Annotated in this window: 18 protein-coding genes and 1 pseudogene; 8 read left to right on the top strand and 11 right to left on the bottom strand. The window is 59.6% G+C overall.

Annotated features, from left to right (window positions below; all coding sequences use genetic code 11):
• Positions 1–36 precede the first annotated feature (36 nt).
• Entirely contained in the window at positions 37–2,184 is a 2,148-nt protein-coding gene (locus AC1DIG_RS17215; protein ID WP_477768264.1) for a methyl-accepting chemotaxis protein, read from the bottom strand.
• A 392-nt stretch (positions 2,185–2,576) separates the two neighbouring features.
• On the opposite strand from AC1DIG_RS17215, the gene AC1DIG_RS17210 reads away from it, so the two are divergent.
• From AC1DIG_RS17210 to AC1DIG_RS17200, 3 genes and pseudogenes are all read left to right on the top strand, one after another.
• Entirely contained in the window at positions 2,577–3,893 is a 1,317-nt protein-coding gene (locus AC1DIG_RS17210) for a Na+/H+ antiporter family protein (protein ID WP_477768452.1), read from the top strand.
• A gap of 107 nt (positions 3,894–4,000) precedes the next feature.
• A pseudogene (locus AC1DIG_RS17205) lies at positions 4,001–4,825 on the top strand (cache domain-containing protein); the annotation flags it as partial.
• 36 nt (positions 4,826–4,861) lie between these two features.
• Positions 4,862–5,683: a methyl-accepting chemotaxis protein gene (locus AC1DIG_RS17200; protein WP_371917673.1), complete on the top strand. Its 822-nt coding sequence runs from the start codon at positions 4,862–4,864 to the stop codon at positions 5,681–5,683.
• 150 nt (positions 5,684–5,833) lie between these two features.
• Here AC1DIG_RS17200 and trhP read toward each other — a convergent pair whose 3' ends face one another.
• A complete protein-coding gene (gene trhP, locus AC1DIG_RS17195) occupies positions 5,834–7,159 on the bottom strand; it encodes a prephenate-dependent tRNA uridine(34) hydroxylase TrhP (protein WP_477768263.1) in 1,326 nt (441 codons plus the stop codon).
• A 163-nt stretch (positions 7,160–7,322) separates the two neighbouring features.
• Here trhP and AC1DIG_RS17190 point away from each other — a divergent pair, with 163 nt between their 5' ends.
• Positions 7,323–8,384 (top strand): AI-2E family transporter, encoded by a 1,062-nt coding sequence (locus AC1DIG_RS17190; RefSeq protein ID WP_477768262.1) that lies wholly within the window; start codon positions 7,323–7,325, stop codon positions 8,382–8,384.
• On the opposite strand, the gene AC1DIG_RS17185 is transcribed toward AC1DIG_RS17190, so the two are convergent.
• The 3 genes from AC1DIG_RS17185 to AC1DIG_RS17175 form a co-directional block, all read right to left on the bottom strand.
• Entirely contained in the window at positions 8,381–8,563 is a 183-nt protein-coding gene (locus AC1DIG_RS17185) for a hypothetical protein (protein ID WP_477768261.1), read from the bottom strand. The genes AC1DIG_RS17190 and AC1DIG_RS17185 overlap by 4 nt on opposite strands.
• Positions 8,564–8,669: 106 nt before the next feature.
• Positions 8,670–8,864: a hypothetical protein gene (locus AC1DIG_RS17180; protein WP_054596479.1), complete on the bottom strand. Its 195-nt coding sequence runs from the start codon at positions 8,862–8,864 to the stop codon at positions 8,670–8,672.
• 249 nt (positions 8,865–9,113) lie between these two features.
• Entirely contained in the window at positions 9,114–9,431 is a 318-nt protein-coding gene (locus AC1DIG_RS17175; protein WP_019692815.1) for a hypothetical protein, read from the bottom strand.
• 247 nt (positions 9,432–9,678) lie between these two features.
• On the opposite strand from AC1DIG_RS17175, the gene AC1DIG_RS17170 reads away from it, so the two are divergent.
• A complete protein-coding gene (locus AC1DIG_RS17170; protein WP_477768260.1) occupies positions 9,679–10,497 on the top strand; it encodes a shikimate 5-dehydrogenase in 819 nt (272 codons plus the stop codon).
• 27 nt (positions 10,498–10,524) lie between these two features.
• On the opposite strand, the gene AC1DIG_RS17165 is transcribed toward AC1DIG_RS17170, so the two are convergent.
• Entirely contained in the window at positions 10,525–11,172 is a 648-nt protein-coding gene (locus AC1DIG_RS17165; RefSeq protein WP_477768259.1) for a YceH family protein, read from the bottom strand.
• A 227-nt stretch (positions 11,173–11,399) separates the two neighbouring features.
• On the bottom strand, positions 11,400–12,326 hold the full coding sequence (locus tag AC1DIG_RS17160) for a universal stress protein (RefSeq protein WP_477768258.1): 927 nt from the start codon (positions 12,324–12,326) through the stop codon (positions 11,400–11,402).
• A 672-nt stretch (positions 12,327–12,998) separates the two neighbouring features.
• On the opposite strand from AC1DIG_RS17160, the gene AC1DIG_RS17155 reads away from it, so the two are divergent.
• Both AC1DIG_RS17155 and AC1DIG_RS17150 read left to right on the top strand, forming a co-directional pair.
• Positions 12,999–14,237, top strand: a complete 1,239-nt coding sequence (locus AC1DIG_RS17155) for an MgtC/SapB family protein (RefSeq protein ID WP_477768257.1) — start codon at positions 12,999–13,001, stop codon at positions 14,235–14,237.
• A 139-nt stretch (positions 14,238–14,376) separates the two neighbouring features.
• Positions 14,377–15,297 carry a universal stress protein gene (locus AC1DIG_RS17150; RefSeq protein ID WP_477768256.1) on the top strand — a complete coding sequence of 307 codons (921 nt, stop codon included), beginning with the start codon at positions 14,377–14,379 and terminating at the stop codon, positions 15,295–15,297.
• A gap of 53 nt (positions 15,298–15,350) precedes the next feature.
• On the opposite strand, the gene AC1DIG_RS17145 is transcribed toward AC1DIG_RS17150, so the two are convergent.
• Positions 15,351–15,914, bottom strand: coding sequence for an N-acetyltransferase family protein (locus AC1DIG_RS17145; protein WP_477768255.1), 564 nt, complete (start codon positions 15,912–15,914; stop codon positions 15,351–15,353).
• Positions 15,915–16,140: 226 nt separating this feature from the next.
• Here AC1DIG_RS17145 and AC1DIG_RS17140 point away from each other — a divergent pair, with 226 nt between their 5' ends.
• Positions 16,141–17,061 (top strand): universal stress protein, encoded by a 921-nt coding sequence (locus tag AC1DIG_RS17140; RefSeq protein WP_477768254.1) that lies wholly within the window; start codon positions 16,141–16,143, stop codon positions 17,059–17,061.
• Between the two features lie 49 nt (positions 17,062–17,110).
• On the opposite strand, the gene fnr is transcribed toward AC1DIG_RS17140, so the two are convergent.
• From fnr to ftsH, 3 genes are all read right to left on the bottom strand, one after another.
• Positions 17,111–17,863: a fumarate/nitrate reduction transcriptional regulator Fnr gene (gene fnr, locus AC1DIG_RS17135; RefSeq protein ID WP_477768253.1), complete on the bottom strand. Its 753-nt coding sequence runs from the start codon at positions 17,861–17,863 to the stop codon at positions 17,111–17,113.
• Between the two features lie 138 nt (positions 17,864–18,001).
• Positions 18,002–18,427, bottom strand: coding sequence for a potassium channel family protein (locus AC1DIG_RS17130; protein WP_477768252.1), 426 nt, complete (start codon positions 18,425–18,427; stop codon positions 18,002–18,004).
• Positions 18,424–20,247 carry an ATP-dependent zinc metalloprotease FtsH gene (gene ftsH, locus AC1DIG_RS17125; RefSeq protein ID WP_477768251.1) on the bottom strand — a complete coding sequence of 608 codons (1,824 nt, stop codon included), beginning with the start codon at positions 20,245–20,247 and terminating at the stop codon, positions 18,424–18,426. Before ftsH ends, AC1DIG_RS17130 begins: the two co-directional genes overlap by 4 nt.
• Positions 20,248–20,375: the final 128 nt, after the last annotated feature.

Genomic DNA, 20,375 nt, shown 5'->3' with positions numbered 1-20,375 from the left:
TCGCGAGCAAGCTCGCTCCCACATGAACCTGCTACATCACACTCGGAACTGATCCATCAAACCCTGCTGCTGGTTAGCCAGACTGTTCAACGACTGGCTGACCCGCGCCGATTCATTGGCCTGCCCCGACAGCGATTCCGTCACGTCACGAATGGTCGCCACGTTGCTGTTGATCTCCTCGGCCACGGCGCTCTGCTCTTCGGCAGCGCTGGCGATTTGCAGGTTCATGTCGGTAATCACCGTCACTGCGTCGCCGATCTGCCGCAGGGCGGTGACCGCCTGGCTGACGTGCTCGACGCTGCCCTGGGCCTGGCGATGGCTGTTGCTCATCGAGCCGACCACGTCTTGCGTGCCGCTTTGCAGTTGCTCGATCACCTGACGGGTTTCTTCCACCGACTCTTGCGTACGCCGTGCCAGGTTGCGCACTTCGTCGGCCACCACCGCAAAACCACGCCCGGCATCACCGGCGCGAGCCGCTTCGATGGCGGCGTTCAGCGCCAGCAAGTTAGTCTGTTCGGCGATGGCGCGAATCACCTCCAGCACCGAACCGATCTTCTCACTGTTAGCGGCCAGGCCTTCGACCTGGGTCATCGCCGTGCTCATGTCTGCCGCCAGGCTGTCGATGCTGGCGGTGGTGCGGTCGATCACGGTCAGGCCCTGACGGGTTGCCTGATCGGCATCGCGTGCCGCTTGAGCTGCTTGGGCGGCGCTGCGGGCGACGTCCTGGGCGGTGGCGCTCATTTCATGGGACGCGGTGGCCACCTGATCGACCTGACGGTATTGCTGTTCCATGCCGGCGCTGGTCTGGGTGGCGATGGCTGACGATTGATCCGCCGTGCTGCGCGCGTCCTGCACCGAGCGTTTCACTTGCGCGATGATCGGTTGCAGCTTGTCGAGGAAACGGTTGAACCAGCCGGCCAGTTGCCCGAGTTCGTCTTGTTTGTCGTAGGCCAAACGGCGGGTCAGGTCGCCTTCGCCGCTGGCGATGTCTTCCAGCATGCGCGCCACGCCAAGAATCGGACGGGTCACACTGCGTGCCATCAGCCACACCAGCAACAAGCCGATGACCGCCGCCAAAACGCCGAGGCTCAGCTCGATCAGGGTGCCAGCGGTGTTGCGCTCGTCGAGTTGCTGCTTCAGGGTTTCGGCGGGACCGACCAGGACTTTCTCCGGCACGTCGAGCAACACGCCCCACGATTTGCCACCGGGAATCGGCTGGAATGGCGACAGCACTTTGAGCAGTTGATTGTTGTGCAGACTCTGGGTCTGAGTGCTGGCGGCGAGCCGGCGGATCAGCTCGGCACCGTTGTCCTTGTCCACGCTGTCCAGACGCTGGCTGAGTTTGCTGGCGTCCGGGCTGTAACCAGCGAGCAGACCCACCGGGCTGAGGATGCTGACACTGGTCTGGCCGTCATAGAGCTTTTTGCTCGCTTGCTGGCTGACCGCTTGCAGGCTGTTGAGGTTGATGTCGACCGACAGCGATGCAATGACCTTACCGTCGACCAGCAGCGGGAAGACGATGCTGGTCATCAGCACGTTCTGGCCGTCGATCTCATAGAAATAGGGTTCGATCACGCACGGCTTGAGGGTGGTGCGCGGGCAGGTGAACCAGGCATTGGCGGGTTCGCCGCTGGGGCCGGTGCTGGTGTCGGCCATGTCGCTTTCCGGCAGCGCCATCGAGTTCAGCTTGCCGGCGGTCGGTTGCGACCAGTACAGGGCGAAGCGGCCCTTGTCGTTGCTGCCGATTTCTTTCTGGCCGCTGAACAGTTCGTCCTTGCCGTCCAGTGCGTTGGCTTCAAACACCAGCGACAGGCCGAGCAATTGCGGGTTGGCTTGCAGCGCCGACTTGACCTGACGGGTCAGGTCTTCACGCAGGTCGAAGGCGTCGAGGAAGCGCTTCTCGGCCTGCTCGCGCAAAAACAACACCTGGCGCGCAAAGCCGTGACCATATTGGTAGGCGTCCATGAACTGCTGGCGAATCCCCAGCGCCTGAACTTCACCCTGTGCCTCGATGCGTGCTTGAGCCGCTTCGGTGAGCATCTCCATGCTCGAGGCTTTTACCAGCTGCGAACTGTGCTCCATGCGATACAGCGAAAGACCGACCAGCAAGGTGACGATGCCAGCCAGGCACAGCCCGGCGAGCAGGGTGATTTTCCATTGAATGGAAAGTTGTCTGAGCGACATGGGAACGTCCTTTTATTCGATAAATATCTGAGACTTTGCACTGTAGCGGCGGCAATTCGACTTTCTTTATCCATTCGAATAAATAAGAAATCACACAAATCCCGCAGCTGGCGCAGCCTGCGTTCGGCGGCGGAGCCGTCGTAAACCCTGCCTGCACGGTATTCCTGAAACACCGCATCGCCTGGATTCACGACTGCTGCGCACTCGAACGCAGGCTGCGCCAGCTGCTACAGGGATCGGTGTTGGTTTTGACAAGCCAGGCCTGCTGTTGCACAGTGCGTGCCCTCTAATAAAACCCTCTCTTCAATCCGCCGTCGGCTCATGCAGCTGGCTGGACGGACTCATCCTGTTTGCGCCGGATTTACCCGTCGCCCTGTTTTGAGGTAACGATGATTAATGCAGTAATTGCCGCGGTCGGCGTCATGCTGGTACTTAGCCTGTCCCGCGTGCATGTGGTGATCGCGCTGATCGTCGGCGCGCTGGTGGGCGGTTTGACGGGCGGCCTGGGCATCGATGCCACGCTCAAGGCCTTCAACAGTGGCCTGGGCGGCGGTGCGACCGTGGCCTTGTCCTATGCGTTGCTCGGCGCTTTCGCGGTGGCGATTGCCAAATCCGGCCTGGCCCACGCCCTGGCGGACAAAGCCTTGCTGCTGGTCGACCGACAGGACGCTGCGGGTGGCGGGCAGGTCAAATGGCTGCTGATCGCATTGCTCTGGGTCGTGGCCATCGCTTCGCAGAACGTCCTGCCGATCCACATCGCCTTCATTCCGCTGCTGGTGCCGCCACTGCTCTATGTACTGACCAAGCTGCAAATGGATCGCCGATTGATTGCCTGTGTCATGACCTTTGGCCTGATCACACCGTATATGTTCTTGCCGGTGGGCTTTGGCAACATCTTCCTGAATGAAATCCTGCTGGCCAACGTCAGTAGAAGCGGGGTGGACATCAGTGGCGTCAACGTCACTCATGCCATGGGGATTCCTGCGTTGGGCATGGTGTTCGGGTTGTTGATGGCGTTTGTCAGCTACCGCAAGAAGCGCGTGTATGACCTGGAGAAAATCGAGCGGGTCGAGCAGGTCGCGGTGCAGTACAACCCGCTGACCTTGATGGTAGCGGGCCTGGCGATTGCCGCTGCGTTCATCATTCAGTTGCTGCTGGACTCGATGATTATCGGCGCATTGGCCGGGTTTCTGATCTTCTCGGTATCGGGCGTCGTGCGCTGGCGCGAAACTGACGACCTGTTCACCGAAGGCATGAAGATGATGGCGATGATCGGTTTCATCATGATCGCCGCCTCGGGGTTCGCCGAGGTCATGAAGGCCACCGGCGACGTGAAAACCCTGGTCGAGGCCTCGGCTTCGTGGATCGGTCACAGCAAAGGTGTCGGTGCATTGCTGATGTTGCTGGTCGGATTGCTGGTGACCATGGGCATCGGTTCATCGTTTTCCACGGTGCCGATTCTTGCGGCGATCTTCGTGCCGTTGTGCGTGCAACTGGGCTTCAGCCCGTTGGCGATCGTCTGCATCGTCGGGACTGCTGGCGCCTTGGGCGATGCCGGCTCGCCAGCGTCCGATTCAACCCTGGGCCCGACCTCCGGTCTGAATATCGACGGCCAGCATCACCATATCTGGGACACCGTGGTTCCGACGTTCCTGCACTACAACCTGCCGCTGCTGGCGTTTGGCTGGGTGGCAGCAATGGTGTTGTAACGGATTGACCGTGTGGTTTTCATCAGCGACAGGCCTGCGCCTACAGTTTTGCGCAGGCCGGCCGTTAATGCTTTAACTACGCCAATACTATCCAGAGTGAACAACACATGCGCCTGAGCCTTAAAGCCAAAGTATTGTCCCTCTCCGTCCTCCCGGTTTTGCTCTTTGCGTTGGTGATCAGTCTGACCACTGCCTTCATCTTGCAAGAACAGGCCCGTAAAGAAGTCGAAGAAACCCGTCAGCGGTTGATGAACGACGCCAAGGCCACCCTGCAAAGTTACGTTGCGGTGGCGATGACGGCGATCAAGCCGCTGTATGACGCCGCAGCGCCTGGCGATGCGGCGGCTCGCGCGCAAGTGATCAAGTTGCTGTCGAGCATCAGCTACGGCAAGGACGGTTACTTCTTCGGCTACGACTCCAACACCGTGCGCCTGTTCAAGGCCAACAGCGCGGAAGGCGTCGGCCAGAGCTTCAAGGACAATCGCGATCCGAACGGTGTGTACGTCAACCGTGACCTGGTGAAAGTCGCCAAGGAAGGGACGCACTACCTGCAATACAGCTCGCCGTTACCGGGCGACAGCAAAGTCCTGGTGCCCAAGCTGGGTTACACCGAATACCTGTCCAAGTGGGACATGGCCATCGGTACCTCGGTGAATCTCGATGGTGTCGAAGCCCAGGTCGCAACGGTCCAGGCCGAGGTTCGCGAGCGCATGGAAGGCGTGCTGTTGAGCATCATCGGCATCGCGGCGGTGGTGCTGCTGGTGATCGCGGCGGTCGGTCTGTTTGTAGCCAATACCATTTTGCGTCCGCTGCACCTGATGAAGGCAAATCTCGACGATATCGCGGCAGGCGAGGGCGATTTGACGCGCCGGCTGGCGATTACCTCTCAAGATGAACTGGGCGAGCTGGCCGGTTCGTTCAACCGTTTTGTCGACAAGATTCACAGCCTGGTGCGGCAGATTACCGAGATGACCTCGCAGTTGACCGGGCTGGTCAATCAGGTCTCCGATCAGGCCCAGCGTTCGGATCAGGCCATGGAGCGCCAACGTCACGAGACGGATCAGGTGGCCACGGCGATCAACGAGATGTCGGCGGCAGCGCAGGAAGTGGCGAAAAGCGCCCAAGGCGCTGCGGTGGCGGCCCAGCAAACCGACGAAGAAGGTCAGGCGGCCAAACGCGTGGTCGCAGGGAGCATTTCGCAGATCCATGCGCTGGTGAAAGATATTCGCAGCAGCGGGGTTTCACTCGACAGTTTGCAGCAGGACGTGTCGTCGATTGTCAGCGTGCTGGGGGTGATCCGTTCGATTGCCGATCAGACCAACCTGCTGGCGCTGAACGCCGCCATCGAAGCCGCTCGCGCCGGTGAGGCCGGGCGTGGCTTTGCGGTAGTCGCCGATGAGGTGCGCGCGCTGGCCAGTCGCACGCAGCAAAGCACTCAGGAAATTCAGGGCATGATCGACCGCTTGCAGGCTGGCACACAGTCGGCGGTCGATGCCATGCGCCGCTCCAGCGAGGCCGGTGACGGCACCTCGGCGCAGGCCAATCAGGCGGGCGCTTCGCTGGACACCATGGCCCAGTTGATCGGCACCATCAATTCGATGAACGCACAGATCGCCAGCGCCGCCGAAGAGCAAACCGCTGTGGCCGAAGAGATCAACCGCAGCGTGCATCAGATCGCCGTCGCCGTGGACAGCGTCGCCGACGAAACCCAGCTCGGCGCGCAAACCTCCCGCAGCCTGGCGGATTTGGGGCAGCGGTTGGGTAAGCTGGTAGGGCAGTTTCGGATCTAAGCGCCTACCGCTATCGCGAGCAAGCTCGCTCCCACAGTAGATTTGTGCGTTGCCGCAAATTGCGACAACACCATCAATCAAATGTGGGAGCGAGCTTGCTCCGGGCGGCGATCCGACGATGAGGCCCGCCCAGGCCCCCTCAATTGCGGTTTAATCCCCACACACATCCCGCATCAACAACCCGAATCGCAAATCCACCGCATCCGGAATCGGCAGGTACACGGTGTGCCCGTCCCCCGGCGCCACTTCAATCGCTTCGCCTTTGGCGCTTTGCAACTGATGCAGGTCGAAGTGGAAATTGCCTTTGGGCGTCATCAATTCCATGTGATCGCCCAAACCAAAGCGGTTCTTCACCTTGACCTCGGCCAGCCGATCACGGCGCTCGCCAGTCAGTTCACCGACGAACTGCTGACGCTCCGACACCGAGCTGCCGTTCTGGTAGTTCTGGTATTCGTCATGCACATGGCGGCGCAGGAAACCTTCGGTGTAGCCACGCTGGGCCAGGGATTCGAGGTCGGTCATCAGGCTGCGATCGAACTCGCGGCCGGCCACGGCATCGTCGATGGCGCGGCGATAGACCTGAGTGGTCCGGGCGCAGTAGAAGTGCGATTTGGTCCGGCCCTCGATCTTCAATGAGTGGACGCCCATCTGCGTCAAGCGAGCGACATGCTGCACCGCGCGCAGATCCTTGGCGTTCATGATGTAGGTGCCGTGTTCGTCTTCGAAGGCCGGCATCAGTTCATCGGGGCGGTTGGCTTCCTGGAGCAAAAACACCTGGTCGGTGGGCGTGCCGATACCCAGCGTTGGCTCCGGGATAAACGCCTGAACAATCTCGCCCACAGTGTTTTCCGTGGCCGGCTGAGCGGAGTATTTCCAGCGACAGGCGTTGGTGCAGGTGCCCTGATTGGCATCACGCCTGTTCATGTAACCCGACAGCAGGCAGCGCCCGGAATAGGCCATGCATAGCGCGCCGTGAACGAACACTTCCAGCTCCATGGCGGGGACTTGCTGGTGAATCTCGGCGATTTCTTCCAGCGACAGCTCCCGCGACAGGATGATCCGGCTCAGGCCTTGCTGCTGCCAGAACTCGACGCTGGCCCAGTTCACCGTGTTGGCTTGCACCGAAAGGTGAATCGGCATCTGCGGGAAATGCCGACGCACCAGCATGATCAATCCGGGGTCGGACATGATCAGCGCATCCGGGGCCATGGCGATGACCGGCTCAATATCCTTGAGGAAGGTTTTCAGCTTGGCGTTGTGCGGGGCGATGTTCACCACCACATAGAAACGCTTGCCCTGCGCCTGGGCCTCGCGGATACCGAGGGCCAGGTTGGCATGATCGAACTCGTTATTGCGCACGCGCAGGCTGTAGCGCGGCTGGCCGGCGTAGACCGCATCGGCGCCATAGGCGAAGGCATAACGCATGTTTTTCAGGGTGCCGGCAGGGGCGAGCAGTTCGGGCGTGGCGAGGGGCATGAGGGGCTCGATCACAAAAGCTCGCGAGGGTAGAGCAGTCGCGCAAGGCGTTTATTGATCTGGATCTATGCCGGGTGAAAAAAAGCAGGGCACTTGGGCGCGTGGCGGCTGACTAACCTAGAACAGGCAGTCAGTGTCTGGGTGTTACTGGCAGGGTGCGGACATGAACCAAACCGTTGTGCGAGACAGATCGCTGCTGGTGCTGCTGGTATTGGTGACCGCCGCTTTCATCTGGATTCTGCTGCCGTTCTACGGCGCGGTGTTCTGGGCGGTGATTCTCGGCATTGTCTTCGCGCCCTTGCAGCGCCGGCTGCAAGTGAAGTTTGGCTGGCACCGCAACCTGACGGCCCTCTGTACCCTGAGCATCTGCCTGGTCATTGCCATTTTGCCGGTGATCATAACCAGCGTCCTCTTGGTACAAGAGGGGGCGACCCTCTACAAGAATATCGAGAGTGGCCAGTTGGACATCGCCGGCTATCTGGCGCAGTTCAAGCACAGCCTGCCGCCGTACTTTCAGCACCTGCTGGACCGCTTTGGCATGGGTGAGCTGAGCACTTTGCGCGAGAAGATCGTCAAGAGCGCAATGCAGGGCAGCGAGTTTTTTGCCAGTCAGGCGTTCAGCTTCGGCCAGGGCACGTTCGAGTTCATGGTGAGTTTTTTCATCATGCTCTACCTGTTGTTCTTCTTTCTGCGTGACGGTGCCGAACTGTCGCGCAAGGTCCGCGCGGCCGTGCCATTGGCGGAACACCAAAAGCGTCGCTTGCAGCTCAAGTTCAACCGTGTGGTGCGAGCCACGGTCAAAGGCAACCTGCTGATGGCGATCACGCAAGGCGCGCTGGGTGGGTTGATTTTCTGGTTTCTGGACATTCCCAGTGCATTGCTCTGGGCGGTGATCATGGCGTTTCTGTCGCTGCTACCGGCAGTGGGGGCGGGGATTGTCTGGGTGCCGGTGACAGCCTGGTTCCTGCTCAGCGGCGCGATCTGGCAGGGCGTGGTGCTGGGGCTGTTCGGGGTGTTCGTGATCGGTCTGGTAGACAATATTCTGCGTCCGACCCTGGTGGGCAAGGACACCAGGATGCCGGACTATCTGGTCCTGATCTCGACCCTGGGCGGTCTGGCGATCTTCGGTCTCAATGGTTTTGTCATTGGGCCGTTGATCGCCGCGCTGTTCATGTCGAGTTGGGACTTGTACATCGAAACCAGGCCACGCGTGCAGTTGCCTTAGGCGTCCAGCGCGTAGGTGCCGATACGTTGCGACAGGGCCTGGGCGGCGGGCAGTGAAGTGAGCGGGCCGCTGATCGCGACGCCGTCCTGAACCAGATACCAACAGGCGAGCAATCCCAGCTCTCTCAGCGGTGCAGGAACGGCGCTACCAATAACGGACATGATCTGAACCTTGGGCATAAGTACCTCCATCAATCTATGGAGCTACCTTACTGACCCGGCGGTTCAACGGAAAATCAACGCGCTCGATAGTGGACATTGACGACAACGTGGCGAATGGCCGCTGTCAGTCGACGACCTGGTCGAGCATGTTCATCACTTCATGATCATTGAGCAGGCCTTTACGCACCAGGTTTTCGGCGAGCAGCGAGAGAAACTTGGCGCTGCGATGGCCTTCCAGGTGTTTGAGCTCGGTCAGTGCGTTATAGACCTTGCTTGAGGTACAGAGTCCAACAATGCGGTGCGGGTTTTGCGTGGGCATACGGGTCGTCCTTGTTTTTATGAACTGTTTATTACGGACAATTCAAAGCTTGCTGCACTGTCATGACATAAATATGACGGTTGTTGCGCGCAAGCCAGGGCATTCGTCGGATCAATCATGTCAAATTTAACCGCAGTCACTGTCCCGGCAGCGACCTTGGCGAGATTTATTCAGACATTGTTCGACGGCTGAAACGAAAACAGGCCCCGTCGAGACGGAGCCTGTGTTGTGTAAACTGCAGTGATTGCCTCAGTAGCGAGGCTGAATGTAGTACCCCGGTTGTGGCGGGACGTAAACCGGTGCTGGCTGGACGTACACCGGCTGCGGTTGAACGTAGACTGGCTGCGGTTGAACGTAGACCGGTTGTTGTTGTACGTAAACCGGACGCTCGTTGGACATGACTGATCCCGCGACCACCGCGCCTACCACAGCGCCGACGGCGAGCGGTGCACCCCAGCCCCAGCCGCCGCCACGACCATGACCATAATAGTAGCCATGGGCTTGCGCCTGTCCTGCGACAGCAAATGCACCGATCAGCAAGGCTATTACAGGGAGTTTGCGGATCATGATAATTCCTCGTGTTTTCGCCCCAACGTGCTTGAGCCTTCAATAGATCCAAGGATAGTTGCGGGGATAACTCTAAGACAGCGTTTTTTGGCGAATCTGCGACGCGTCAGAGTAAATATTGTGTAAGGTCTGTACCGGCATCTTTACCTTTACATGCCAGCCGGGCCAGAGGCCTCGCTATGATCCGATAAACCCGATGGGCTGGCCAATCCCGTCCATCTGAAAGTGTAATTCGAAGGAGATCCACATGCTGATGAACCCGAATAAAGACACCCAACTGTGTATGTCACTGTCTGGGCGCCCCGGGAATTTCGGCCTGCGTTTCCACAATCATTTGTATGAGCAACTGGGCCTGAACTTCTATTACAAGGCGTTCAGCAGTCAGGACCTGCCGGGGGCGATTGGCGGGATTCGTGCCCTGGGGATTCGCGGCTGCGGCGTGTCGATGCCCTTCAAGGAAGCCTGCATCGCACTGGTCGATGAACTGGATGCATCGGCCGAGGCCATTCAATCGATCAACACCATCGTTAATACCCACGGTCACCTCAAGGCTTACAACACCGATTACATCGCCATCGAGCAACTGCTGAAAACCCATGCCGTGCCGCAGGACTCGACGTTCGCCTTGCGCGGCAGCGGCGGGATGGCCAAAGCGGTGGCCAGTGCCTTGCGCGACGGAGGCTTTCAAAACGGTTTGATCGTGGCCCGTAACGAAAGTGCCGGGCGCGCCTTGGCCGACTCGCTGGGTTATCGCTGGCAGGCAGAACTCGGCAGCGAGCGCCCGCAGATGCTGGTCAATGTCACGCCGATTGGCATGAGCGGCGGCGCGGAGGCCGAGCAACTGGCTTTTGAAGCTGACGCCATCGATTGTGCGGAAACTGTCTTCGATGTGGTGGCGATCCCCTCGGAAACACCGCTGATCGTGCGCGCTCGTGCCGCAGAAAAACGGGTCATCACCGGGCTTGAAGTCATCGCCATTCAAGCCCTTGAGCAGTTTGTGCTGTACACCGGCGTGCGTCCCAGCGAAGAGCAGTTCCAGAAGGCCGTGGCGTTCGCCCGCAGCTGATCAGGCGCTGCGGGGCAGGGGGGCGAGTTACTCGAGGCGCGCCAGGCGCTCTTCGAGGGCTGCAATCCGCGCTTCGAGTTCTTCGATGCGCTCAACCGACACGCCGCTGCTGGCGCCACGTTCCGCCGGGTTCTGACGGGCGGCGAGGATCGCTTCGATATCTGCCGGGTCGCCCAGTGCGTGCATGTAGCGGTCTTCGCGCTGGCCCGACTGGCGTGGCAGCAACAGCGCGAGACCGCGGGCAATCAAGCGTTCCAGCTGATGCACAACCTGTTCGGCATCTTCGAAGTCATGCATGCGGCCGCTGCGTGTCAGCAGTTCGTTGACCGTCTGCGGACCACGCAGAAACAGCAAGCCGGCCAGAATTACCTGGGCCGGCACCAGCTCCAGTGCCTTGTCGAGTCGATGCTCCCAGCGATCGGCGCGGCTGCCCATGACCAGCTTGGTGAAGCCTCGACCTTCCAGGGTGCGCAAACTTTGCCCGACCTGGCCCTGGCTGAGGTTCATCACCGGTTCCCGGCTGGTTTTCTGGTTACAGGCGATGACCAGCGCATTAAGGGTTAGTGGATAGGTCTCCGGGCTGGTCGCCTGTTTCTCGATCAAAGAGCCGAGAATGCGCAGCTCCGTGCTGCTCAGCCGCAGTGCATCGGTGGACGCCTCTAATTCTGTGCTCATGCGTTCTGGGCCCTTGCTGACCGTTTCTTCCATTGTTGACTCCCTGATTTAGCAACAGACCCGTGTTTGTGGGTCAGATCGCTCCCCGTTCACGTCGTTCTGTTTGACGTTCAGAACCTCGTGGGGAGGGCGAGTGCGGCAATCTTAGCGCACTGTTGCTCAATCTTCTGGCGCAGACACGGTTCTTCTCGCCGTCGGCATAGCGATCGTTGAGCGTGCTGTTTGCCTCATTCATCAAATTCTTCGGGCGACACGATCCATACGCTGCAGGGCATTTTGTACAACAGGCTTTCTGCCGTGCTGCCGACCAGCCGGTCTATCCCGCGATGGCTGACCCGCCCCATGACAATAACATCGACCTGATTGACGTCGGCATAGTTGACCAGGACCTTGGCCGGGTTGCCCATAATCATGTGACGCTGTTGCGGCGGGATGCCGTTGCGCTCGGCAAGTTCGTCGAATGCCTCCCCCTGAGCGTCGAACAGGGTCTTGGCTTTGCCTGAAGAGAAGAAGGTCGAAACGTTGTTGAAATCGAATTCATCGGCACTGATGGAGGAAAGGTCATAGGCATAGACGACGTCGATCTCGGCATTGCAGGTACTCGCCAGTTTGACCGCTTCGTGGAGTATCCGGTCGTTCAAGCCTTGGTACTGTTTATCGCGATGGAAGGGATCGACCGCTGCAACCACCTTGCGAGGCAAGGCATGAATGGCGTTACTGACGAAATGCAGCGGTACTGGACATTCGCGCAGCAAATGCACGTCGAGCGGCGTGAACATCAGTCGCGAGAGCAGCGACTCGTGTTGCAGCGCTTTGATCAGCAACTCGATCGGCTGCTCTTTGAGGTGGATCAGAATTTCCTGCAGCGGGCGTTCGACCCAGACCACTTCGGTGGTGACTTCCAGGCCAATCTTGCGCAGGGGCCTGGCCTGTTCCTCCAGCCACAGGCGGTGACGTTCGATGTAACCCAGGCGCATCTCTTCGCGGGCCTGGTCGTTGACCAGGCTGGCAGTCGCCAGGCCTTCCAGGTAGTCGAAAGCCACGATGTGCAGCGCCGCGCCTTCGGCCTTGGCCAGTGCGGCGGCCCTGTCGAAGGCCGGGCTGTTCTGCATCAGCGGTGAGACGATCAGCATGAAGCGTGATTGACCAGACATGACAAACCTCTCCTGAGTCGACACAAAGTCGGCGGCTGTACGGTAGGCACGATGAGTTGTCAGTTCCTGAAACCATGGCCTGATCGTGTCGCTGGCCGGGTGCCCGAGCTTGATCTGTGTCAAACCGGCGAGAGGCCGGTCTTGTGATCCGACATACGGTCGTTAGCTGCACCTCCAACCTCCTGATTATTGACCATGATCAATCTCTCGCTTGCGAACCCGGCGCAGTCTGAAATTCGTGCGCATTTCACGCTTGCGTACAGCGCAGGAGAGATCATCTGCCATCACGCTCAGCGACCAACGCAAGGTCGCGATTACGCCGTGATGGCGTGTCTGGACGCCAGGACGCATTACCCGCAGACCCGATTGCGAGGCTTGATCCGAGGCCGGCTATGATTATTGAGATAACAGAACAACTGGCAAGACACCGTTGGCTCGTACAGATGGATGTGTGGGAGGTGGGCTTCGACAGTCGGGATGACGCAGAGGCGTTCGTCCGGCAACTCAAGGCGCGCATCAATGCGCCTCATGCCTGGCCGGCAACCACTGTCGCGAAGCCATTGACCCGACATCCCCCCGGCGCTCGATCCGACCCGGCTGTCGAGCAAAGGGTGCTGGCTGACCTCGCGAGATAAGCGCCGGGGTCAGGGAGGATGACCGGGTGCGTTGCCAATGAGTGAAACCTTCGCCCTGACCAATGCCGCCGCTGCGCTGGGGATCGGCATGCTGGTCGGTCTTGAGCGCGAGCGCCATAAGGGACGGGGCGAGAGCCGCGCCTGTGCCGGATTGCGGACATTCGCGATTACCGCACTATTGGGCTACATCACCCCGCAGGTTGGCGGCGGTCTGCTGCTGGGGATCATCGCGATCTGTGTGGCGTTACTGCTCACCGTGGCTTATTGGCGAAGCCTTGAAAAGGATCCTGGCATTACCAGTGAAGTGGCGCTGCTCACGGTGTTGCTACTGGGGGCGTTGTGTGGCACCGCGCCAGACCTGGCCATTGCAATTGGTGTGGTGATGGCGGGGTTGCTGACTTATCGCCAGCGGTTGCATCACTTCGCGCACCATCAGCTGACCGACGCGGAAATTCGCGACGGCCTGGTGCTGTTGGTCGCCGCACTGGTGGTGCTGCCACTGGCGCCGGATCGTTTCATCGGACCCTATGCCGCAATCAATTTGCGCACCATTTGCACCCTGACCGTACTGTTGATGGCGATAGGGGCGGTGGGGCATATCGCGGTTCGCGCCATGGGCACCCGCTACGGTTATCCGATCAGTGCAATCGCTTCAGGGTTCGCTTCCGGTACCGTAACCATCGCAGCCATGGGAAATATCAACGCCAAGGAGCCGGCGCACATCAAGGTCCTGAGCGCCGCCGCAGTGCTTTCCAATCTGGCGACCGTGATTCAGATGGGCCTGATCCTCGGGACGGTCGATCCTGGCCTGTTGCGCAGTATGTGGGGGCCGATGCTGTTGGGCATTGTCGCCACAACGTTGTATGGCGTTTGTTTGATGTTCCCCAAAGCCGCGGGGGGCGCCAACCAGCCGATCAAGGTCGGTGGTGCGTTCAATCTCCGGCTGGCCTTGATCGTGACGCTGGCCATGACCGGCATTACCTTCCTGTCTTCTGTGATGTTGAGTCACTTTGGCCAGGTGGGCGTGATACTGACGGCGGCCCTCAGCGGATTTGCCGATGCCCACTCTTCTACGGCGTCCATTGCTTCCCTGGCCAAGGCCGGTCAGTTGCCTTTCGATGCCATTGCCGGCCCCGTGCTGATGGCGGTGAGCAGCAATTCGCTGAGCAAATGTGTGGTGGCGTGGGTCAGCGGCGGTCGCCGGTTCGCCACCTATGTCATCCCGGGTCAGGTATTGATGACGGCGGCGATGTGGGCGGGCACCTTGCTGCACTGAAGCGTTCGATGGCTTGCCGTATCAATCGAGGTCCTGCAAAGAGCGCATGGAGCTGATAAAGATCAAGTCGCCTGCACCCGGAACGTTCAATCTAACGTCGTACCGACTGCATTGAAATGGCCGAGCGCCGAGGTGCCTTATGTCTCAGACTCAACGTTTATTGCTGATTGCCCCACCTGCGATGACCCGTACTCCGGCGTTCGAGCGCGCTACGGCGTTGGCTCTGGCGGCGCAACTACCGTTGCATATCGTGGCGTTCGATTACAGCGAAGCCTTGGCGGTGGCCGGTCTGTTCGCCCCCGAACAAATCCGGCAAGTCCGTGATGGCTACCTGGAAAACCATCGACAATGGCTTGAGCAGCAAGCCGGGTTGGCGAAGAAACAAGGGGTCGAGGTCACCAGTGAAGTCGTCTGGGTCCATAACCTTTATGAAGAGATCCTTCACTTCGTCAGCGAGATGCCCCTGGCCCTGATCATCAAGGACGCCCAGGAGGAGTTCGCGTTGAAACGGATCTTCTTTACTCCGCTGGACTGGCAGTTGCTGCGCGACTGTCCGGTGCCGGTGCATCTGGTCACCAATGCCCGCAACCCACGGCCGTACAAGGTTCTGGCGATCGTCGATGTGTTGCGCAGTGAAGACCAGGACCTGCTGTTCAACGATCAGATAATCGACGCGGCAGTGAAGTTGGCCGAACAGTGCAACGCCCAGCTTGATTTGGTGCATGTGTATGACTGGGCAGCGGTGTACGCCACGGACATGGGCGTTGGTGCATTGCCTCTCGCGACCGGCATCTACGAAGCATTGGGAGAGGCTCAACACGAGGTATTTGCGGCGCTGGCCGAACGCCATGGCGTGCCGGCAGATCGTCGTCACTTCATTGAGGCGGCGCCCCTGCAGAGCATCTGCGAGTTTGCGACTGATCATCAGATCGATGTCATCGTCATGGGAACGGTGCACCATAAGGGCTTGAGCAAACTCTTGGGCAGCACCGCCGAACATCTCTTGCATCGGGCGCCGTGCAGTGTGCTGGCGATCAAGCCGGGCGAGCCGCTGCAGTAGTGTTGAATCGCCCCTTGGCGCGCCAATGTCTGGTGCTCCAAGGGGCGTTTTTTTTACAACATGAGGCGGTGAATGACCTGGCGGGCATCGTCAGGATCGTTATGGACTTCAAATCCCAGGGCTTTTGCCAAATCGCGCATGGGGGCATTACTCGAGGCATCAACGGAATACATCTGATGAAAACCGTTCTTGCGGGCTGCCCTGATCAGATGCTCCATCAACAGCGTACCCAGCCCCAGATGCTGCCATTCATCGGCAACAGTGATCGCGCATTCGCATTCATGTTCGGCAGTGGCAGCGTAGCGACTGATGCCGATTTCGATCAGTTTGCCGTCTTCGTGGACCAATGCGATGTAGGCCATACGCTGCTTGCCGTCGATGTCCATCAACTGATCGAGCATGACTTTACCGGGCTCGTTGATTTGCGCCAGAAAGCGCATATGACGGGATTCCGGCGACAGGCGCTTGATGAACGCGTATTCGCGCTCGCGGTCTTTTTCCGTCAATGGCCGGATCAGTACATGCCGACCGTCCCTGAGCGCTTCAATCCAGTAGTTCCCGCTGACAGCGGCATAGACGGCCGCCGCCCGTTCGTTGTGGTCTTTGACGGTAAGCATGGTGTGATCCTCCGTTGGGCGTACAAAGCTCGCGTGTGGCATGAGTTCACGCGTGTTGTTGTACTTTTTACGCCGCTGACGGCCCTCGAATCTGATCTGGATCAGACACTCGGCATCGGCTTCCTCAAACGTTCGGGTTTGATGTAAATCAACCCGACTGAGGGGACAATGAGTGCAGTCTAGGAGCATGCCGGCGGGATCGACCGGCGCCGAGCCGAGGTGTGTGATGGGTCAATATCAACGGTTACTGCTGATCGCCGATCGAACCTTGCATCAATCTCCAGCCTTGCTGCGCGCGGTCGCCCTGGCCAAGGCGAGTGGGGCGGTCCTGCACGTATGTGCCTTTGTCGAGCCGGTGCCGATCGTTCATTTGTGGGATGAAAAAGTTGATGAGGCGGCGTTTCAGAGCTACCTGCGCCGCTATCGCCGCTGGATGTCGGAGGAAATCCAGCGGCTGAGCGGTGAGGGACTGAAAGTCTCGGTGGAAGTGGTCTTCACCACCCATCCGCTGCTGGATATCCTGAGGCATGTCGAGGAGTTCAAGCCTGACCTGCTGATCAAGGACGCCAGTTTGGAACCGGTGCTCAAACGGGTGTTCATCACGCCACTCGATTGCCACCTGCTGCGCGAATGCCCGGTGTCTGTGCACCTGGTGAACCAGGCCCGTTACAGTTTGCCTCACCGGATCGTGGCGGCGGTCGACCCCTTCGACCCGCAAACCACGATCAGTGGCCTCAACGACACCATCATTCAAACCGCGAACGCCCTGGCCCTGCAGTGCGATGCACCGCTGCATTTGCTGTACGCCTATGACCTGTCGCCAGCGTTCAATGGCGATGCACCGTTGGTCAGCGGCAGCTGGAGCATGGATTACATGGAGGAGCTGCGTGAATCCCTGCACCTGGCATTTGTGACCCTGGCCGACCGCTATGCTATACCGCCCGAACGCCGGCACTTTGTCATGGGCCAACCGGTTCGGGCATTGACCGAGTTTGTCGAAGAGTACCTGGCCGACGTGGTGGTGATGGGCACCGTGCACCGGGTCGGGCTGGATCGGTTGATCGGCAGCACCACCGAACGGGCGCTTTACTCGGTGCCCGGCAGCATTCTGGCGGTCAGGTCACCCGGTTGGGGTGTCAGGGGGTAAGCACCATGGCGCGCATGACGATTCTCCAGAGGCAAAGGCATTCAGGCTGTCAAACTGGCGCGTCCCGATGACAGCCGGTGACCAGTCGCTTGAGCCTGTCCATGTCGAGGATTGTGACGTTACGACCGGAAATCTCGACCAGTGCCTGGTCCCGCAGGTGGGCAATGCCTCGGCAGATGGTTTCAAGACGCAGCCCAAGGTAGGAGCCGATCTCTTCGCGACGCATCTTCAGCACGAATTCCCTGGACGAATAACCGCGCAGGCTAAGCCGCTGCGACAGGTTCAGCAGGAAGGCCGCCAGACGTTCGTCGGAGTTCATTTTGCCCATCAGCATCAGCATGTCGTGATCGCGCACGATCTCGCGGCTCAGGAGTTTGGTCAGGTTGTGCAGCAGCGAAGGCACCTCGCCGGCGAGCTTCTCCAGCTGGGTGAACGGGATCGGGCACACTTCGCTGTCCTCAAGGGCGAACGCGCTGCAGGTGTGCCGCTCTGCGCTGATCGCGTCCAGGCCGAGCATTTCGCCGGGTATTTGAAAACCGGTGACTTGTTCGCGACCGTCGAGCGACAACACCGTGGTCTTGAATGATCCGATGCGCACCGAATAAAGCGAACGCAGTGGATCGTCCGTGCGGTACAGCGCTGAACCCTTTTTGACTTTCACGCGCTGGATTATGAGGGTCTCCAGCCGCTCCAACTCCTTTTCGGTCAGACCAATCGGCAGGCACAGCTCCAGCACGCTGCAGTTGGAACATGCAGCCTTGAGGTAATGGGCATGAAGGGGGCGGAGGTCATACTGTGACATGGTGCGGCCCTCAATCAATGCAATAAGCATAGGTGTTGGGAGCCCGGTCACCCTCTTAATGTGTAAAACGGGGGCGGTTGTACGACGAGCGGAGAAGGGACCTCGGGTCCTCTGAAAGCGGTCATCCGCTCAAGGCTGCTATTTGTTCTTCCAGTATTTCTGCATCTCAAGGAACAGAAAGGACGCCGTCCAGGTGATGAGCACCAGGCCGGTCAGTGCCTGCAACCCGGTCAGGTACTTGAGTTTCCCCATAGGCGAGATATCGCCAAAACCGATGGTGGTAAAGGTGGTGAAGGAAAAGTACACGCAATCCATGAACGAGCCATCAAAGTTACCGTTCAGGCTGCCCCAGTCGCCGGAGCGCACCATCAGGTAATAGGCCAGCGCAAAGCACCAGACTTCCAGCGCATGGGCCAGCATCGCGCCGAATACACCGACGACGATTCTGAATCGACTCCAGGCCCTGAGCCTGGGGAGCCAGTCGTTCAGGCGTGACAGGCATTCGTAGTGAATCACCACGGCAACGATGACCACCAGCGTATTGATCAGCGTGACCTCAATCATGGCGATCCATCGGGGGTGGCCTTGAGCGGTAGCAGCGGCGCAAACTCCTCTGGTGTCAGCGTTTCCTTTTCCAGCAGTAAATGAGCGCCGGCATCCAGGTCGGCCCGACGACTGTCGAGCAGCACCTTGGCACGGTTATAGGCTTCTTCGAGCAAGGCGCGGATGCCCAGGTCGATTTCCCGCGCGGTTTGTTCCGAATAGTCTTTCTGGCCAAGTCCGGCCATGTGTTCGCCCAAGTAAGTCGGGGTTTGCCGTTCCAGTACCGATTGACCGAGTTCGGCACTCATGCCGAAACGGGTGATCAACTGCCGGGCGATGTCGGTCGCCCGGGTCAGGTCGTCGGCGGCACCCGTGGAAATCTGGCCATAGACGATGTACTCGGCAGCCCGACCGGCCATCAGCACGGCGATTCGGTCCTTGAGCATCTGACAACTGATCAGGAAGTGATCCTCGGTCGGTCGCTGCAAGGTATAACCCAGCGAGCCGATGGAGCGGGGGATGATCGAGACTTTGTGGACCGGGTCCATCCCCGGCAACGTGCCCGCCGCCAGGGCATGGCCCATTTCGTGATAGGCCACCACCAGGCGCTCGTCAGGCCGTAACAGGCTGCTCTTGCGTTCGACCCCGGCGACGATGCGTTCCACCGCGACCGTGAAGTCGTCGAGGCTGACGGTTTCGCCTCCCCGACGGGTGGCCACGATGGCGGCTTCATTGATCAGGTTTGCCAGGTCCGCACCGGTGAAGCCGGTGGTGATTTCGGCGATGCGTTCGGAGTCGATGTCGGGCGCTACAGTGATTTTTTTCAGATGGACCTTGAGGATGGCCTGTCGGCCTTTTCGATCGGGGCGGTCGATCACCAGTTGACGGTCGAAGCGACCGGCCCTTAGCAGCGCCGGATCGAGGACCTCCGGTCGATTGGTCGCCGCCAGCAGGACCACACCTTCGCGCGGGTCGAAACCGTCCAGTTCGGCCAGCAGCTGGTTGAGGGTCTGTTCTTTTTCGTCGTTGCCGCCAAACGCACCGATACCGCGCATTTTGCCCAGGGCGTCGAGTTCGTCGATGAAGATAATGCACGGTGCCGCCTGCCGTGCCTGCTCGAACATGTCGCGCACTCGAGCGGCGCCGACACCGACGAACATTTCGACGAACTCGGAACCGGAAATCGAAAAAAACGGCACGCCGGCTTCACCGGCGATCGCCTTGGCCACCAGGGTCTTGCCGGTGCCCGGTGGGCCGACCAGCAGGGTGCCCTTGGGAATATGCGCTCCCAGGCGTGCGTATCTGGCCTTGTCTTTCAGGAACGAGACGATTTCCACCAGCTCGGCCTTGGCTTCATCGATGCCCGCGACATCGGCGAAGGTCACCCCGGTATCGCGTTCGACAAAGACCTTGGCCCGCGACTTGCCAACATTCATCAGCCCGCCAAGGCCCTGTTTTTCGGCCATGCCGCGGAACAGGAAGTTCCAGAGCACCATGATCATGGCAAAGGGCAGCAGCCAACCCAGCAGAGCGTTCAACAGCGTGTTTTCGCTGATGCCGGAAAAGCCGACGCCTGACTGGGCCAGTTCAGTTGCCAGCGTGGGGTCGACCCGCACGGTGGTGAACAGGTCGTGGCCGTCGATGGGCTCTTGCAGCTTGCCGCTGATCTGCTCCTTGTCGACCCGCAATTCGCTGACCTTGTGCTCGTCCAACAGTTGCAGGAACTGACTGTAAGGAATGTTCTGCACGGAATGGCGTTCAACCAAGAAAAGCTGAGCGAGCGCCAGGACCAGAAAGGTGATCGCGAAGTAGGAAAGGTTCCACTGATGATTCTTCTTCATGGCCTTGGCTCAAGGGGCACGATGCGTGGCGATTCAATCCTTAACCCCCATGGGCATATAAATAGAATTTTAGACGCCACCCGCTCGAACGCCGGGTTTTACGCTTTCCTCTGGGCTGACAGTCCCGG

The sequence above is a fragment of the Pseudomonas sp. 05N431 genome (assembly GCF_056397005.1).
Note: the sequence above shows the minus strand (reverse complement) of the source record. Positions and strands in the feature narration are given on the sequence as shown.

Coding starts and splice junctions, on each gene's coding strand:
- AC1DIG_RS17160 (WP_477768258.1), bottom strand. CDS start 12,326: ATGTCTGGTCAATCACGCTTCATGCTGATCGTCTCACCGCTGATGCAG.
- fnr (WP_477768253.1), bottom strand. CDS start 17,863: ATGTCACAGTATGACCTCCGCCCCCTTCATGCCCATTACCTCAAGGCT.
- AC1DIG_RS17155 (WP_477768257.1), top strand. CDS start 12,999: ATGAGTGAAACCTTCGCCCTGACCAATGCCGCCGCTGCGCTGGGGATC.
- AC1DIG_RS17175 (WP_019692815.1), bottom strand. CDS start 9,431: ATGATCCGCAAACTCCCTGTAATAGCCTTGCTGATCGGTGCATTTGCT.
- AC1DIG_RS17140 (WP_477768254.1), top strand. CDS start 16,141: ATGGGTCAATATCAACGGTTACTGCTGATCGCCGATCGAACCTTGCAT.
- AC1DIG_RS17200 (WP_371917673.1), top strand. CDS start 4,862: ATGACCTCGCAGTTGACCGGGCTGGTCAATCAGGTCTCCGATCAGGCC.
- AC1DIG_RS17170 (WP_477768260.1), top strand. CDS start 9,679: ATGCTGATGAACCCGAATAAAGACACCCAACTGTGTATGTCACTGTCT.
- AC1DIG_RS17150 (WP_477768256.1), top strand. CDS start 14,377: ATGTCTCAGACTCAACGTTTATTGCTGATTGCCCCACCTGCGATGACC.
- AC1DIG_RS17130 (WP_477768252.1), bottom strand. CDS start 18,427: ATGATTGAGGTCACGCTGATCAATACGCTGGTGGTCATCGTTGCCGTG.
- AC1DIG_RS17215 (WP_477768264.1), bottom strand. CDS start 2,184: ATGTCGCTCAGACAACTTTCCATTCAATGGAAAATCACCCTGCTCGCC.
- AC1DIG_RS17190 (WP_477768262.1), top strand. CDS start 7,323: ATGAACCAAACCGTTGTGCGAGACAGATCGCTGCTGGTGCTGCTGGTA.
- AC1DIG_RS17165 (WP_477768259.1), bottom strand. CDS start 11,172: ATGAGCACAGAATTAGAGGCGTCCACCGATGCACTGCGGCTGAGCAGC.
- AC1DIG_RS17180 (WP_054596479.1), bottom strand. CDS start 8,864: ATGCCCACGCAAAACCCGCACCGCATTGTTGGACTCTGTACCTCAAGC.
- AC1DIG_RS17185 (WP_477768261.1), bottom strand. CDS start 8,563: ATGCCCAAGGTTCAGATCATGTCCGTTATTGGTAGCGCCGTTCCTGCA.
- AC1DIG_RS17145 (WP_477768255.1), bottom strand. CDS start 15,914: ATGCTTACCGTCAAAGACCACAACGAACGGGCGGCGGCCGTCTATGCC.
- ftsH (WP_477768251.1), bottom strand. CDS start 20,247: ATGAAGAAGAATCATCAGTGGAACCTTTCCTACTTCGCGATCACCTTT.
- trhP (WP_477768263.1), bottom strand. CDS start 7,159: ATGCCCCTCGCCACGCCCGAACTGCTCGCCCCTGCCGGCACCCTGAAA.